Annotated in this window: 17 protein-coding genes; 7 read left to right on the top strand and 10 right to left on the bottom strand. The window is 62.3% G+C overall.

The annotated features are described in order from the left end of the window. Window positions 1–208 precede the first annotated feature (208 nt). Window positions 209–1,384 (top strand): aminotransferase class I/II-fold pyridoxal phosphate-dependent enzyme, encoded by a 1,176-nt coding sequence (locus tag OHJ17_RS14215; RefSeq protein ID WP_032432964.1) that lies wholly within the window; start codon window positions 209–211, stop codon window positions 1,382–1,384. 44 nt (window positions 1,385–1,428) lie between these two features. On the opposite strand, the gene OHJ17_RS14220 is transcribed toward OHJ17_RS14215, so the two are convergent. Next, on the bottom strand, window positions 1,429–2,463 hold the full coding sequence (locus OHJ17_RS14220) for an NADP-dependent oxidoreductase (RefSeq protein ID WP_004176407.1): 1,035 nt from the start codon (window positions 2,461–2,463) through the stop codon (window positions 1,429–1,431). An 88-nt stretch (window positions 2,464–2,551) separates the two neighbouring features. On the opposite strand from OHJ17_RS14220, the gene OHJ17_RS14225 reads away from it, so the two are divergent. Continuing rightward, window positions 2,552–3,100 carry a TetR/AcrR family transcriptional regulator gene (locus tag OHJ17_RS14225; RefSeq protein ID WP_004179582.1) on the top strand — a complete coding sequence of 183 codons (549 nt, stop codon included), beginning with the start codon at window positions 2,552–2,554 and terminating at the stop codon, window positions 3,098–3,100. Between the two features lie 56 nt (window positions 3,101–3,156). Here OHJ17_RS14225 and OHJ17_RS14230 read toward each other — a convergent pair whose 3' ends face one another. Beyond that, window positions 3,157–4,068, bottom strand: a complete 912-nt coding sequence (locus tag OHJ17_RS14230) for an NmrA/HSCARG family protein (RefSeq protein WP_015958266.1) — start codon at window positions 4,066–4,068, stop codon at window positions 3,157–3,159. Next, complete coding sequence (locus tag OHJ17_RS14235; RefSeq protein WP_072196968.1) at window positions 4,061–4,930, bottom strand: MBL fold metallo-hydrolase; 870 nt, start codon at window positions 4,928–4,930, stop codon at window positions 4,061–4,063. The genes OHJ17_RS14230 and OHJ17_RS14235 overlap by 8 nt, the downstream gene beginning before the upstream one ends. An 87-nt stretch (window positions 4,931–5,017) precedes the next feature. Here OHJ17_RS14235 and OHJ17_RS14240 point away from each other — a divergent pair, with 87 nt between their 5' ends. After that, a complete protein-coding gene (locus OHJ17_RS14240; protein WP_032432684.1) occupies window positions 5,018–5,941 on the top strand; it encodes a LysR family transcriptional regulator in 924 nt (307 codons plus the stop codon). Window positions 5,942–5,960: 19 nt separating this feature from the next. Here the strand turns inward: OHJ17_RS14240 and OHJ17_RS14245 are convergent, their stop codons facing one another. Beyond that, window positions 5,961–6,866 (bottom strand): LysR family transcriptional regulator, encoded by a 906-nt coding sequence (locus OHJ17_RS14245; protein ID WP_032432962.1) that lies wholly within the window; start codon window positions 6,864–6,866, stop codon window positions 5,961–5,963. 139 nt (window positions 6,867–7,005) lie between these two features. Here OHJ17_RS14245 and OHJ17_RS14250 point away from each other — a divergent pair, with 139 nt between their 5' ends. Then, window positions 7,006–7,935, top strand: a complete 930-nt coding sequence (locus OHJ17_RS14250) for an aromatic alcohol reductase (RefSeq protein WP_032432961.1) — start codon at window positions 7,006–7,008, stop codon at window positions 7,933–7,935. Window positions 7,936–7,960: 25 nt separating this feature from the next. Continuing rightward, window positions 7,961–8,167, top strand: coding sequence for a YdgH/BhsA/McbA-like domain containing protein (locus OHJ17_RS14255; RefSeq protein ID WP_004176413.1), 207 nt, complete (start codon window positions 7,961–7,963; stop codon window positions 8,165–8,167). 50 nt (window positions 8,168–8,217) lie between these two features. Here the strand turns inward: OHJ17_RS14255 and OHJ17_RS14260 are convergent, their stop codons facing one another. Further along, on the bottom strand, window positions 8,218–9,096 hold the full coding sequence (locus OHJ17_RS14260) for an AraC family transcriptional regulator (protein WP_004151595.1): 879 nt from the start codon (window positions 9,094–9,096) through the stop codon (window positions 8,218–8,220). A gap of 158 nt (window positions 9,097–9,254) precedes the next feature. On the opposite strand from OHJ17_RS14260, the gene OHJ17_RS14265 reads away from it, so the two are divergent. Beyond that, window positions 9,255–10,010: an SDR family NAD(P)-dependent oxidoreductase gene (locus OHJ17_RS14265; RefSeq protein WP_032432959.1), complete on the top strand. Its 756-nt coding sequence runs from the start codon at window positions 9,255–9,257 to the stop codon at window positions 10,008–10,010. A gap of 4 nt (window positions 10,011–10,014) precedes the next feature. On the opposite strand, the gene OHJ17_RS14270 is transcribed toward OHJ17_RS14265, so the two are convergent. Continuing rightward, a complete protein-coding gene (locus OHJ17_RS14270) occupies window positions 10,015–10,608 on the bottom strand; it encodes a TetR/AcrR family transcriptional regulator (protein WP_015958263.1) in 594 nt (197 codons plus the stop codon). Window positions 10,609–10,681: 73 nt separating this feature from the next. Between OHJ17_RS14270 and bdcA the strand changes: the two genes are divergently transcribed. Further along, window positions 10,682–11,395 carry an SDR family oxidoreductase gene (gene bdcA, locus OHJ17_RS14275; protein WP_023279036.1) on the top strand — a complete coding sequence of 238 codons (714 nt, stop codon included), beginning with the start codon at window positions 10,682–10,684 and terminating at the stop codon, window positions 11,393–11,395. 66 nt (window positions 11,396–11,461) lie between these two features. Here the strand turns inward: bdcA and OHJ17_RS14280 are convergent, their stop codons facing one another. The 4 genes from OHJ17_RS14280 to tssF all read right to left on the bottom strand — a co-directional run bounded on the left by OHJ17_RS14280 (window position 11,462) and on the right by tssF (window position 15,406). Beyond that, on the bottom strand, window positions 11,462–11,956 hold the full coding sequence (locus OHJ17_RS14280) for a hypothetical protein (protein ID WP_004179572.1): 495 nt from the start codon (window positions 11,954–11,956) through the stop codon (window positions 11,462–11,464). A 126-nt stretch (window positions 11,957–12,082) separates the two neighbouring features. Beyond that, window positions 12,083–12,625, bottom strand: coding sequence for a type VI secretion system lipoprotein TssJ (gene tssJ, locus OHJ17_RS14285; protein ID WP_004176417.1), 543 nt, complete (start codon window positions 12,623–12,625; stop codon window positions 12,083–12,085). Beyond that, entirely contained in the window at window positions 12,603–13,688 is a 1,086-nt protein-coding gene (tssG, locus tag OHJ17_RS14290) for a type VI secretion system baseplate subunit TssG (RefSeq protein ID WP_004190503.1), read from the bottom strand. Before tssG ends, tssJ begins: the two co-directional genes overlap by 23 nt. Next, window positions 13,652–15,406: a type VI secretion system baseplate subunit TssF gene (gene tssF / locus OHJ17_RS14295; RefSeq protein WP_032432957.1), complete on the bottom strand. Its 1,755-nt coding sequence runs from the start codon at window positions 15,404–15,406 to the stop codon at window positions 13,652–13,654. The genes tssG and tssF overlap by 37 nt, the downstream gene beginning before the upstream one ends. Between the last annotated feature and the right edge of the window lie 32 nt (window positions 15,407–15,438).

Raw genomic sequence — 15,438 nt, forward strand, 5'->3', positions numbered from 1 at the left:
TGGAGGGTTGGCGATATTGAACGATTAAATCACAGCCGATTGTGGGTTGTAAGCCAGAACGCCGAATTTCCTTTTGCTAATTCCTCATTAACTTTTGCTATACCGACATATCTTAAAAACAAGAATCTTTTGCGTATATTGTTATTTAGCCAGCCGCTATAAATCCCTTAAAGATGGTCAATTATTCGTGATTTAAACCGGGAATGTTATGCCTGATTTTACTGCTTCGCCGCTGGTGGACGCCCTGGAAGAGAATTTGTTCAGCCTGCTGGAAAAACTGGCCGCGGAGGTCAACACCGAAGCGCTGCCGCTGATCGATCTTTCCAGCGGCAGTCCGGATCAACCCACCCCGCCGGAAGTGATCGACTCGCTGCAGAGCGCTATTCATCGTCGTGAAAACCATGGCTACCCGTCGTTCTGGGGCAAACCACAGGTCCGCGAGGCGATCGCCCGGTTCTATCGCCGGCAGTATGATGTGGAACTCGATCCGCACAGCGAAATCGCCGTGTTTCAGGGGTCGCATATCGGTATAGGCGGCATCCCGCGGGCGCTGCTCAGCCCCGGGCAATACCTCATCTCCACCGATCCCTGCTATCCGATTTACCGCTCGGCGGCGCTTCAGTCCCAGGCGGCGTTTTATGGCCTGCCGCTCAGGGCGGAGAACCATTTCCTGCCGGATTTTAACGATCTTCCCCGGGAAGTCGCTGACAAGGCCGGGCTGGTGGTGCTTAACTATCCGCATAATCCAACCGGCGCCCTCGCCACGCCGGCGCTGTTCGCCAGCGCGCTGCAGTTTGCTCGTCGTCACCAGGTGCCGATCCTCCATGATTTTGCCTATGCGGCCATCGGCAGCGCGGCCAGCGATGCGCCGCTGAGCCTCTTCTCCCAGCCTGACGCGAAAGCATGGGGAGTGGAAACCTATACTTTTTCCAAGACCTTTAATATGGCCGGCTGGCGCTTCGGCTTCGCGGTCGGCAACGCCTCGATTATCCGGGCGTTTAAAAAGCTGCACACCCATAGCTACAGCACGGTGTTTGGCGCGATTCAGGATGCGGCGATCGCCGCGCTCAGCCTGCCGGCCGAACGGATTGCGCAGCTAACGGCGGTCTATCATCAACGTCGGGAGTGGGTTCTGCGTCGACTGGTTGCGCTGCGCTGGCCGGCGCGTGACGCACAAGGCACTTTCTTCCTCTGGCTCGGCGTGCCGCCCGGCTACCGTTCGCAGGAGTTTGCCCGCCTGCTGCTGCAGGAAGCGCATATTCTGGTGGCGCCGGGCACTGGTTTTGGCGCAGGGGGAGAAGGATTTATTCGCATCAGCCTGACCGCAGGGGACGAGGCGCTGAGCAACGCGCTGGACCGTCTTGCCCGGCTGGCGCTGTTTTAGTCCGCCGCAGGGAGAAGCAAAAACGCAACCCTGGCCGTCGGGGATTACCCGGCTGACGAGTCCATCACCGACAGCACGATTTTGCCCTCAAGATGCCCCTGCGCTGCTCGCTCATGCGCCATCTGCGCCTGCGCAAGGGGGAAAACGCTGTCAATTGCAACCCGGATGACCCCGGCGTCCAGCAGGTCGGCAAGCCGGGCGAGCTGCGCGCCGCTGGAGCGTACCTGGGTGGTGGAGACCGTCACTCCGCGCTGTCGCGCCTCTTCCGCCCCGGCAAAGCCGAGCGGAAAGATCGGGTACAGCGCGCCGCCGGGTCGCAGGGTACGCAAAAAACGGCCGCTGGCCGGCCCGCCCGGCGCATCAATGACCAGATCCAGGTCACGCACCGTCTCCTCCACTGCAGTGGTTGTATAGTCGATAACGCTATCGGCGCCGAGCTGACGTAAAAAGGCTTCATGGCGGCCCGCGGCGACGGCAATCACCTCGGCGCCCTGCCACTTCGCCAGCTGCACGGCGAAATGACCGACTCCCCCTGCCGCGCCGTTGACCAGGACGCGTTTACCCGCCAGCGGCACCGGCCGATGCGGCCCCGGCTGCAGCGGATTCGCCACCTCATGCCCGGGATCGATCATGAACTGCCAGGCGGTCAGGAGCGACATCGGCACCGCGGCAGCCTGCTGATGGCTCAGGGTTAGGGGTTTGCGAGCGAGGTCGCTGACCGGCACGCTAACGTACTCGGCGTAAGCGCGACTGCCCCCTGCCGCCCCTTCGGGAAAACGCGCCATAGCATACACTTCGTCGCCGACCGCCACCTCCCGGACGTCATCCGCCCGCGCCACCACCACCCCGGAGAGATCGGTCCCGAGGATCAAGGGAAAGCGGACCTCGGGCCGCCACTCCGGGGGCAGCTGTTGATAGCCATCGCGCAGATAGCTGTCCGGCGGGTTCACGCCCACCGCGTGCACCTGTACCAGTACTTCACCGGCCTGCAGGACCGGCATGGGCGCATCCTCATAGCTCAGGACTTCCGGCCCGCCAAAGGCGTGCTGTTGAACAGCCTTCATCATCTGCGTCGACATCGCTTTCTCCTCATATGGAAATGCGTTATATTTAACGGAGCACTGTTCCGAATATATGGAGCAGTGCTCCGATTGTCAAGGAACGCCAATGAGAGCTGATGCCAGAAAAAATTATGACCTGTTGATCGAGGTGGCCCGGGACGTCTTTGTGGAGCAAGGCGCTGAGGCCTCGCTGCGCGATATCGCCCGCCGGGCGGGCGTCGGAATGGGAACCCTCTATCGCCACTTTCCCAACCGCGACAGCCTGCTGGAAGCCCTGCTCCGCAGCCGCTTTGCGGCGCTAACCGCCCGGGCTGAGTCGCTTCTGCTCGCCGCCGATCCTGCCGCGGCGCTGCTGGAGTGGCTGGCCGAGAGCGTGGCGTTTACCCATCAGCATCGCGGGATCATCGCCCCGCTGATGAGCGCCATCGACGATCCTGAGTCCGCCCTGCATAGCGCCTGCGTTGCCCTGCGCGCCGCCGGTACGTCGCTGCTTACCCGCGCGCAGCAGGCCGGGCTGGCACGGCCAGATCTCAGCGGAGAGGAGCTGTTCGATCTGATCGCCGCGCTTGCCTGGCTGCGGGAGCAACCGTCCCATGCCCCGCGCGCAGAGCGGATTTTAGCGGTGCTGGCCGACGCGATCCTGACTGCCGGCTAGCGGCGGCCGGTCACCGACGAGACAGCGCGCCTGGCGGGTAACCAGAACACCAGCCTTTAACGATCAAACGCCCAGCGAGCCCCGCTGGTCAGCGCCCGCTTGAAGGCGGGACGGCCGGGGCCTGCCAGCCAGCCGGCGAAGGTGTGCAGCTGCGGGTGCAGCTGGCGCAGGGCGTCGAGGTCGGCGTGCCCGGCCAGCCGCCCGTCGTCCACCAGCCCGGTCAGCTTGTGCAGAAAAGGACTGGCGGCCAGCACCTCGTCGGAAAATCGCGAATAGGGGATCGGCCGTCCCGCCGCCGCGGAGAATAACACCTCCAGCTGACGACCGGTCACGCTGTCGCTGGCGATCTCGAACGTCTTGCCGGCAAACCGCGCCGGCGCGGCAAAAACCGCCGCGACAAGATGGCCGATATCCTCCACCGCCAGCACCTGCATTCTCCCCTCCGGCAACATAAAAAATTGAAAACGACCTTCATCAAGGCCAAAACCAGGCATCACCAGCAGCTCCATAAAGGTGGCGGGCCGCACGATGGTCGCCGCCAGCGGCAGGCGGCGAATATGCCGTTCAATTTCCGCTTTGGTGTCATAATGCGCTACGCCGGTCGGCGTCTCCCCCGTCGCGCTGCCGGAGCTGTACACCAGATGCTTCACCCCGCACTCGACGGCGAGATCGGCGATGGTTATCCCGTAGCGTACCTCCTGCTCATCGGTCACCGTCCCTCCCGGCGAACTGGGCTGGACGCTGAAGACGCCGTCGACCCCTGCCATCGCCGACCGCATTGCCGCCCGGTCTTCAAAGGTACCCACGACCAGCTCGGCTCCCCGCGCCGCCAGCGCAGCGGCCCCGGCGGAGAAAGGATCCCTGACCAGCGCCCGAACCCGCCAGCCGCGGTGCAGCAGCGCCCGCGCCACCGAGCCGCCCTGCTGACCGGTGGCGCCAAAAACCAACACGGTTTGCGCATTATTCATCACTGTTCCCCTTATCTGCAGCCTGTTTCCCGGCCTCTCGCCAGCGATAGTCACCTTGCTTATCCTTCTCCAGCCAGCCGCAGGAAGGCCCGGCAAAATGCCCGGTGAACCATTGAGCATGATGGCTTGCCCCCCACGCCATCATCTCCCGTCGCGAGACTTCCGCCTGCCGGGGATCGCCGCAGAACGCTGAATTCCACTGCGGATGGGCAAACTGGATCGGGGAATGCAGAAGATCGCCGGAGAAACAGGCGTAGTCATCTCCGGCGGCGAGGACCAGCGCGGCATGGTCCGGACTGTGGCCGGGGGTGGGAATAAAGTCGATCCGTCCGCCGACCCGCGGCCGGGTCGCCACATCGACGGTCTCCAGCTGGCCGGCCTCAATCACCGGCAGCAGGCTGTCAAGCCACAGCGCCCGGTAGCGTTCGCTGTTTTTCACCCGCGACAGCTCTTTTGCCGAGCACAGATAGCGGGCGTTGGGAAACAGCGGCACCCAGCGATCGTCCTGCCAGACGGTATTCCATCCGACATGGTCGGTATGCAGGTGAGTCAGTAGCACCAGGGTCACGTCCTCCGGGTTCACTCTCGCGGCGCGGAGATTCTCCAGATACGGCGTGTTAAGTTGATGATAGAGCGGATTGCCGCCGCGCTCCCGACCATTGCCGGTGGCGGTATCGATAACAATCAGATCGTAGGGGGTCTGCACCACCCAGCTGTGGATTGACAGCGCAATCGGCTGAATAACGGCCTCCGCCTCCGCTACCGGGAACGCCTCTGGATAGAGCGCTGCCGGCTGCAGGGAAATCTCGCGCTCCGGCACTTTGAAAATCAGGCTATCGCCTGTCTGGTAAGTTTGCATCACTCCCTCCGCGCGCATTGCGCTGGTTGATTTATCGGGGTGATATTCACTATGCTGCCGGGATAACCCACATTCAAATTGATTATCATAATGAACAAAATCATTGAAAATGATTTTAGTCGTATCGATCTGAATCTGTTGACAGTCTTGATGGTGCTGTACCGCGAAGGGAGCGTCACCCGCACCGCAGAGGTGCTGCATCTTGGCCAGCCGGCTATCAGCGGGGCGCTGAAACGGCTGCGCGAGATGTTTGACGACCCGCTGTTCGTGCGCAGCGCCAGAGGCATGCTGCCGACGCCGCGGGCGCAAGCGCTGATGACCGACCTGCAGCCGCTGATGGAAAACCTACATTCGGCGATGTTTGGCGTCGGAGAGTTCGTCCCGGCGCGCGCGCAGCAGCTTTTTCGCATCGGCCTCAGCGACTGGAGCGAACACTGGCTGATGCCCCCGCTGTTACCCGGGCTGATGCAGGAGGCGCCCGGAGTGTCACTGCAGTCGATAGCCACCGACCCCTTCCAGGTTCGCCAGTTGCTGGAGGAGGAGCGCATTGATGTCGCGGTGTCTGTCAACAAACAGAGCCGTGGGGAGATCGTCAGCGAGCCGGTGATGTCCATGGGAGTCACCACCCTGTGGTCGCCGCAGCAGATCCCCTGCCGCGGTCCGCTGTCGGTGAGCGACTTTGTCGCCTGGGAACATGTGATGGTGGCCTATCGCGAAACCGGCCACGGTGAAATTGACCGCCAGCTCGCCAGCCAGGGGCTCGCGCGGCGCGTGCGCTTTGCCACGCAGAATTTCTCCACCTTTCCCCTGCTGCTGACCACCCTGCCGCTGTTCGCCACCGTCCCGCAGGGGCTGGCGCAGCGCTGGCAGGCGCAGTATGCGCTGCGCGCGGACGCTCCGCCGGTAGCGTATCCGGAATTTACGCTGTGCATTTTGCGGCACAAACGGCGGGCGCAGGATCCGGCGCTGAACTGGCTGGTGACGATGTTAAAACAGGCCATGCGCGGCCAATAACCGGGCCGATGCCCCGGCATCAGGCCTCGCTGTGCGGGGGTTGCAGCACACGCCTGCTCCAGTCATAAAACGCGCGCACCGCCGGCGGCAGATAGCGGTTTTGCGGATAGACCAGCGACAAGGGAAGATCAGAAGCGGCCTGCTCCAGACAGGCGACCAGCGCCCCGCTCTGCAGATAAGGTTGCGCCAGATAGCTGGCGACGCGGATCAGGCCCAGCCCCTGAATGCCAGCCTGAATGTAGGCATCGGTATCGTCGACCACCAGCGTCTCCCGCATGCGGATCGCGCAGTCGCCTTCATCGAGGGAGAAAAGCCAGTCGATGGTCCGCCCGGTACGGTGATTCAGGTAGCCCACCGCCCGATGCTGGTGCAGTTCGTCGATGCTCTGCGGCCGGCCGTGGGCCGCGAGCCAGGCCGGCGAGGCGAGGACCATCCAGCGGTAGCGGGCCAGAGGACGCGCCACCAGGGTGGTGGAATCTTCGATCCGCCCGGTACGGATCACGCAGTCGAATCCCTCCTGAATAATATCTTCCACGTTGTCGCTTGAGCAGAGGATCAGCTCCAGATCGGGATACTGCTGCAAAAACTCGCCGATCCTCGGCAGAATGCAGTGGCGGGCAAGGGATTGCGGCATCCCTACCTTGAACCGCCCGGCGGGCTGAGCCGAGCGCCCGGGAAAGGAGGCTTCCATCGCCGCCATCTCGGCCAGCAGCCTTTTACACTCCTCATAATACCGGCGACCCTCCGCCGTCACGCTGAGCTTGCGGGTGGTGCGCTGGAGAAGCTGCGCCCCGAGCCAGGCTTCCAGCTCCTTCACCACCCGCGATACCGTGGAGCGCGGCTGCCCGAGCACCTCCGCCGCGCGGGCGAAGCTGTGGGTATCCACGACCGCAACATAGACCTGCATGGCATCCAGTTTGTCCATTTCGTTACCCCCCCGGCGCTCATTATCCCATTATTACGAACAGTCTAACCCGAAACGCTGTACTTATCGAATGTCGACCGTCCCCCTACACTGAGCCTGTAGCCCGTCAACACAAGGCTTAACTGAGCAAGGAGTTAAAATGAAAACTGATAATTTTAATCATGCGGAAAAGGTATTGGTGCTGGGAGCGGGACAACTGGGCGCCGCCGTTCTCGATGCGCTGGTGCCTGCGGTAATCGAGCGCCAGGGCACGGTCTCGGTCATCGTCTCGCCGGCGGCCTGGGATGAAGCCGGCCAGCTGCGGTCGGCAAACCATCAGGCGCTGGCCGACGCCGGAGCCACCTTCCTCGCCGTCGACATCGCCGGTAGCGCCATGGAGACGCTGGCCGATCAGTTTCGCGGATTCACCACCGTGATTAACTGCATGGGGTTTGTCGCCGGTCCGGGGACACAGCTGAAAATTACCCGCGCGGTGCTGGCGGCCGGGGTACCCCGCTATTTTCCCTGGCAGTTTGGCGTCAATTACGATGTGGTAGGCAAAGGCAGCGGTCAGCCGGTCTGGGACGAGCAGTACGATGTCCGGACCCTGCTGCGCGCGCAGCGGGCCACGGAGTGGGTCATTGTCTCCACCGGGATGTTTACCAGCTTTCTCTTCGAACCAGACTTCGATGTAGTGAATTTATCCAACCGAACCCTTCACGCCCTTGGCAGCTGGGATACCCAGGTGACCGTCACCTCACCGACGGATATTGGCCGCCTGACCACGGCGATTTATCTGCATCAGCCGCGGATCGTCAACGAGGTGGTGTTTGTTGCCGGTGAAACGACCTCTTACCGGCAGTTGGCGGATACCGTGGAGCGCGTAACGCAGCAGACGTTCAGCAAAGCCGTCCACACCCTGCCCGCCCTGCTGGAGCAGCTGCGGACAGACCCGGATGACGCCATGCTGCGCTATCGCGCCGCCTTCGCCCGGGGGGATGGCGTGTGGTGGCCGATGGGCGACACCTGGAATGCCCGCCACCAGCTGCCGACCCAGGACATTGCCGGCTGGCTGCAGACCGCGCGCTGATTTTCTCTCACAGGACAGAATGACGATGAACAAGTTAATTCCACTGATCGTATTGAGTTGTCTGCTGCCCCTGGCGGCAAATGCCAGAACCATCACCGCCACCGGCGATACCCTGGACCATGCGGAGAGCAAAATCCGCCAGCAGGCCGCCCGCGAGGGCGTGACTACCTATCGCATCACTGAAGCGCGAATGGGCAACAAAGTGCATATCACGGCGAAAATCGCGGACTAAAGCACCGGCGTCAGGCTCAGGGATGAGCTGCCGGCAGCCCGCGCGCCAGGTCAGGCGCTCATTTTTTCCCGGCGACGATCGCGGCCCGGCGGCGCGCCATACAGGCGAGCGTATTCCCGGGTGAACTGCGACACGCTGATATAGCCCACCTCCCCGGCAGCCTGCGCAATACTCATCCCTTCCGCCAGCATCAGGCGGCGGGCGTGGATCAGGCGTAACTGCTTCTGAAACTGCAGCGGCGACAGCGTGGTCATGGCGCGGAAATGACGGTGAAAGACAGAGACGCTCATCCCGGCGGCGTCGGCCAGCGCGTCGACGCTGACTGGCTGCATAAAATCCCGGCGCAGCATCGCCACCGCCCGACGGATCCGCGCCGAATGGCTGTCTACGGCGCCCAGCGCCCGGATGGCCGGCCCATGGACACTCTGCAACAGCCAGTAATGCAGCTCCCGCCGCAGACCTTCCCCCAGCACCGCCAGCGCCCCCGGTTGATCAAACAGCCTTGCCAGCCGGTAAGCGGCATCCGTCACATCGGCGTTCATCGGTTCGATACCAACGCGGGGCGCCTCATCCGGCCCTGACGGCCCGGCCTCCTGCAGCTCGCGCAGGATAGCCAGGTCCAGCTCCAGCACCAGCGCGTAATAGGGAAAACGCTGACTGGCCTCGGTGATCTGGCTGGTAGTGGGAACATCCGCGGCAATCACCATCGCCTCGCCCGGACCATAGTCAAAGCTGGCCAGGCCGGTGGTCACGCTCTTACGCCCCTGGAGCAGCATGGCCACCAGCGGCCTGGCGATAGCCGCCTGCAGGTCACCAGGATGCAGGGCCCGCACCAGAGTAATACCGGGAACCGGGGTAACTGCCACCCCGCTGCTATCGACATGAGCATCGGCAAACCGGCGGCAGAGATCGAACAGAGCGTCGCGCATAAGATCCTTTCAGGCAAGTTTTAAAGCCTGAGTATGCGCTATTTCCCAGCAAAAGGGAGTGAACGGAGAGAAATGGGCAAAAAATAACAAGGATTGGGCAACCCGGCCCGGTGAGCCTCTCCTATTGTAAGGACTCCACATATCAGAGAGGACCGAACATGACTAAAATTGCACTTATTACCGGCGCCAACGGCGGCCTTGGCCGTCAGACCGCACTGGATATCGCCCGCCAGGGTGGGGATGTCATCGTCACCTACCGCGGCAGTCTCGAACAGGCGGAAGCGGTGGTCGCCGACATCCGCGCCCTGGGCCGCAAGGCCATCGCCCTGCCGCTGGATATGGCGCAAACCGCCAGCTTCCCGGCCTTCGCCGACAGCCTCGGCAGCGCGCTGGCCAGCGTCTGGGGGCGGGCCACTTTCGACCACCTGATCAATAACGCAGGGCACGGCGAATTCGCCCCGCTGGCCGAAACGCGCGAAGCGCAGTTCGACGGGCTGTTTAACGTCCACGTTAAGGGGGTATTTTTTCTCGTACAAACCCTGCTGCCGCTGCTGGCAGACGGCGGGCGGATCGTTAACTTTTCCTCCGGGCTGACCCGCGTCTCCTATCCTGGCTTCTCCGCCTACGCCGCCGCCAAAGCGGCTGTGGAGATGCTGAGCGTGTACATGGCCCGCGAGCTGGGCGGGCGCGGCATCACCGTCAATACCATCGCCCCCGGCGCTATCGCCACCGATTTTGGCGGTGGGCTGGTGCGGGACGACGCAGAGGTAAACGCGCAGTTTGCCGCCATGACGGCGCTGGGACGGGTGGGCGTTCCCGAGGATATTGGGCCGATGATCGCCAGCCTGCTACGCGACGATAACCGCTGGGTGACCGCCCAGCGGATCGAGGTGTCGGGCGGACAAACCATCTGACGACTCAGGCTGGCAGGATGCGCTCCAGCGCCAGGCCTGCCAGCCGCACGGTCTCCAGAAGACGCGGCAGACTATCCCCTTCCCGCGCTTTCGCCGACAGGCCAAGCATCAGCGTATCCATATAGTCAGTCACCCGCAGCGCGTCCTGCGGGCGATGGCGGGCGATGTACTGCTGGATTTTGGCTCTTGCCGCAGCATGCCATTCGCCTGCCGCCACCCGGGCATCAGCATCCTGACAATGTACCCCCTCCAGCACCAGGCAGCCGGCGGCGGCCGGATCGGCCACATAGCGGCGAGCCGCCTCCTGCAGTACGGCGATGAGCGACGCCGCCACCGGCTGGTCGTCTCGCAGCAGGGCATCAATGGGAATGGCCCCGGTCTGGCTGTAGCGCTGCAGGACGCGGGTATACAGCCCGAGCTTACTGCCAAAAGCGGCATAAAAGCTCGGGGGGTTGATGCCGAAAGCCTGGGTCAGATCGGCCACGCTCACCGCGTCGTAGCCTCGCGCGTGGAAGAGGCGTTGCGCCGTTTCAATGGCCTGTTCCGCATCAAACTGGCGGGGACGTCCCGGAGTGCGCCCTGGTTTTGTAGTGGTCACTATATTAATCCTTGACAGCCTTTTTTGCCGCAGCATATTGTAATCATCACTACAATATCATGAGGTGTGGGATATGACAGCGTTTCACAATAAATCAGTGCTGGTTTTAGGCGGGAGTCGGGGAATTGGCGCAGCGATCGTCAGGCGTTTTGTCGCCGATGGCGCGTCGGTGGTGTTTAGCTATTCCGGTTCGCCGCAAGCGGCCGAGCGGCTGGCGGCAGAGACCGGCAGCACGGCGGTGCAGGCGGACAGCGCCGATCGCGATGCGGTGATAAGCCTGGTCCGCGACAGCGGCCCGCTGGACGTGTTAGTGGTCAATGCCGGGATCGCGCTTTTCGGTGACGCTCTCGAGCAGGACAGCGATGCCGTCGATCGCCTGTTCCACATCAATATTCACGCCCCCTACCATGCCTCCGTCGAAGCGGCGCGCCGCATGCCGGAAGGCGGGCGCATTATTGTCATCGGCTCAGTCAATGGCGATCGCATGCCAGTGCCGGGAATGGCGGCCTATGCGCTCAGCAAATCGGCCCTGCAGGGGCTGGCGCGCGGCCTGGCGCGGGATTTTGGCCCGCGCGGCATCACGGTCAACGTCGTCCAGCCCGGCCCAATTGATACCGACGCCAACCCGGAGAACGGCCCGATGAAAGAGCTGATGCACAGCTTTATGGCCATTAAGCGCCATGGCCGTCCGGAAGAGGTGGCGGGAATGGTGGCGTGGCTGGCCGGTCCGGAGGCGTCGTTTGTCACTGGCGCCATGCACACCATCGACGGAGCGTTTGGCGCCTGATACCTCAGGGCGGCGATGCGCGCTTTGCACCGCCGCCGCGAGGACGTCATCGCCTGTCAGGGATCTTCAGGCCAGGCTGTCGACCGCCATAAAAAAGCGATCTTCGGTAAGCATAAGCCGCGCTTCCGGGGACTGGTGCGCCTTGCGGATCATCCAGCCCTCCTCCGGGGCCAGGCTCAGATAAAACACCTCCCGGGAGCCCGCGCCGTCGGGCGCCTCAAGACTCAGGGTCACGATCCCCTTTTCCACGCCATCCAACAGCTGCTGCGGCACGATATTGACGCTGCGCTCGCCGTTTTGCAGACGAATGGCCGGGATATCGTAGCGGCAGATGCCGCTGTTGAGGCTGTAGCCAAGGGTACTCAGGTCGTGGAGATGGCGGGTCGAAATCACCACCTCAATACCGGTTCCATCAAACCACTGACTTATCTGCTGTGCCAGCGCCGCCATCTGCTGACGAAACCTGGCGATATCCGCGGCGGCCGACCCGTCGAGGGCCGCTGTCCGCCGCGGATTTTGCTGTTGCTGCAGTTTCTTAAAAAAACGTTCCCTCGCTGTCACGTTATCTCCCTGTGCTGTGATGAAACCGGTTGGGCTGGATGAAGATGGTTATCGCCCGTTCGCTGGTTACGAAGGTTGAGGGCGAACTGGCGCGATGGCCCCGCCGCAAATGTTTGTTTTTTTACGTTACTTCGCCGCTTCAGGCCTGAGCCGTAGCTGGTTGTGTTCGGCGGTGAAAATGCGCGGCTTGTCCGGATCCAATTCCTCACGCGCCAGCACCTGCTTCCAGGTATTTCTTTGTGTGTCCGGATGGCGGAACAGGCCGACAACCGCCACGAACGTCGCCTCCGCTTCCAGCGGCATATTCAGACTGGCGTCCCCTCCGGGACCGATCACCACATCGCGACTGGCGAGGAGATCGGCGGCGAGCAGAATATCCCCCTCCTCCAGCAGCTGCTGGTAAACCAGCCGGTCAAAGGTCTGGCGATCTTTAAGCTGATAGATGCGCACCACCACCGGTTCAGAGAGCGAGTGATTCTCTCTGGCATCGGTGTTGAGCGCTTCGCGCGCGGTAAAGTCCAGATGCAGCGTATTAATTTTCTTATAAAAAACGGCGTTGAAGGCAGACTTTGTTCCCTCCGAGACGCGCTGGGTGAGTCCGCATCCGCTCAGGCAAAGCGCAAGCAGGGGCAGCAGACAGGCGGTTTTAGTCAAACTTATACGTAACACGTCGGTTTCCTTGTAGAAAGGTGGCAGGCTGCAGGCCCGTATAGGTACCCAGCTCGGTGGTAAAGGTCTGAGGAATATCGCCCTCACTCTCGCCCTCACCCACGCCCAGCACGCCGTTCATACCGAGCCAGAACGGCTCGTCCCCCAGCGGCGGGACAGCCAGCAGTCGGGTCGGCGCGGTCAGGGTGATGTTGGCCCGGAATCGCCAGCCGAGGTATACCCGCAGCAGGATGAGAAAGTCCCGAAACAGCGGGCCGTCAGGCTTCCAGCCCTGCGCCTCCGCGGGATTGTCGGTGGTAAGGGCAACGAGGAGCTGGCTGCTGGCATCCATCGCTTCGTCACCCAGCGGCGTATTGCCGTCCAGGAAGAAGTCGTCATCGCCGTAAAACCCCAGCGGCTGGCTGATCGCCACCGGACGCAGGCTGTACGGGCTCACCCTGACGGTGGTCTCCGGGGCCAGCAGGGTGACTAGCGCCTGGATCCCCTGCTGGGTTTTGCCCGGCTGACGCAGCACGCCGGTTAGCGCCAGAAAGCGCGACGCCGGCGAGGCGATATGCTGCGTCGTGCCGGGGATGCCCAGCCCCGCCAGGCCCAGTAGCGACTGCGAGAGACGATCGGTGCCGCCGGGCTCAAAGGTGGCGGGCCAGGAGTATTTCCGCCAGATGCGGTAAAACTGCGTCATGATCCGATGGCTGAAGATATCCAGTAAGCCCTGCAGCGCTTCATGCCCTTCCCTGTGCTGGGCGATATCATCGAGATATGCCGTCGGGAGCGGCGAATCGACACCGTACAACCCCATAAAGGTGGTGCGGATGACCGGCGGCCTGCTGTCATCGGCCTCATCGTATTCCACGGCTTTCAGTTCGCTGGCGGGAAATCCCATTCCCGGATGCGGGTAAAAACGCACCGGATCGTCAGCCGGATGGCTGGTTCCCCCCATCAGCGGTTGGCCGGGACGCCGTTTTTCCAGAAGCTGGCAGAAGCGGTAAAAATTGATCCGCGGCAGGTCGGCCTCCAGCCGCGGGGTCAGCCGGGAATGCGGCGGCTGTGCTTCTCTTCCCATTCCAGTCGTTCTCCGGTTGGTTGCAGAATGATAATCAGGCGGTTGAACAAGTAGATGTCGGTGTAGAGCGCGAAGAAGCGGCTAAGCATCTCGCCAAACAGGCATATATCGCCACGTCCGGCAAAGCCGTGACTGTCGAGGGTGACTTCAATCTGCACGCCGCGCACCAGATGGCCCTGTGCAAAGCGCTCTGTTGCGCGGTGCTTCACGTCGAGGATGGCTTCCAGACGCCGACGATTCATCTCGCTGTCGGTCCATTCATACAGCGCCAGGGTGCCGCGCAGGACCTCCGCGTTATCCATCAGGGAAAGAAAACTGCTGCCCAGATGGCTCAGCACCCGCCAGTGAAAACGGTCCTGGGCGGGGGAATAGCACGGCAGCGTCGGCGCGCAGAGGTTCCGCACTGCAATACTGGCGGAAGTGGTTTTCATCACCGTATCGAGCACGGTGCTCTGCAGCGCGCGACGCGGCAGCTGGCCGTTGGTTCCGGTGAGGGTCAGCGACAGGCTTTCATCTTCCGGTACGGTATGATTATCAAAGGCTTCTCCGCCGACGATAAGCCAGGTGTTGTACAGCCCGGAGGGGCCACGGCGCACCCGGGTATGATAGTAATAGTCCGCCGCGTCATGACGCATCATGCCGCCTTTGTGGCGAAAACTTGAGAACGGCGCGTAAACCTGCTGGTGTGAGGAGATCACGGAATCGACGGTGTAAATTTCGGTGTGGCCGTCCTGCACGCGCATCGGGCGCAGCGGGTATTCGGTCTGCAGGTAATTGATGGTCAGCGGATCGGACTCCAGCGGAAACAGGTTGATCACTGGCACGCAGTGCAGGCGCAGCTGCTTTTCGCTGAAGCGGAAGTCATGTTCCCAGCGTTCCGCCAGCACGACGTCGATTTCAAACCACGCCAGTCCGGCCGGAAAAACCACCGTCTCCAGCCCGCGCAGATCGATGAACATGAACTTTTCGCGGAAGGTAAAATACTCCAGCAGCAGCTGGTAACCGCGAAAACTGCGGCCATCTTCAGGCCAGAGGCCGTCATCCTCGCCAAATCCCAGCGCGCTGAAATACCCGTCCAGCGGCCTTCTGTCCACCTCATCGGGGATGCGCAGCCACATCCGGGCCACATTGAGGGTAAAGGCCTCGTGCATGGCGCAGGCCAGCGGCGCATCGGCGTTGCAGTACAGCGGGATATGACTGAGATCGACCCGGCGCCAGTCCGTCAGCTGGCTGCAGGTAAAGCGCAGCGTGATCACCGACCGGCCATCCGTATCGGTGGCCAGCTGGACGCGCTCCAGGGATAACGGCTGCAGAGCGATCGCTTTGGTGGTGGTGTACCGGCAGCGCGTGCCCTTTTCACCGATCGGCCGGGAAAGCACTTCAAAACCTTTGCCTATCGTCATCGATTCTTTCATTTCCGGCCAGTCGGGGGTGAACTCCACGACCGACATCGAGGGAATGGTACGTAAATAATGTGGCCACAGCAGACTGACCACGCCTTCGGTCAGCTCAGGCAGATCGTCATCGAGTTTCTCGCGCATGCGGCCCATCAGGAAGGCAAAACCTTCAAACAGGCGCTCGACAAAGGGGTCGCGGGCGCCCGCTTTGTCGAGATTGAGCATTGCCGCCTGCTCAGGATGAGCGCGGGCAAACTCTTCACCCGCTTCCAGCAGGTAGCGCATTTCAGCGTCGTAATAACGCAGGGTTAAATCGTCCATAAATCACCAGAATGAGTAATAGCTTTCAGATA

It is taken from the genome of Klebsiella sp. KP20-425-1 (assembly GCF_025813515.1).
GTDB classification, from domain to species: Bacteria; Pseudomonadota; Gammaproteobacteria; order Enterobacterales; family Enterobacteriaceae; genus Klebsiella; species Klebsiella pneumoniae.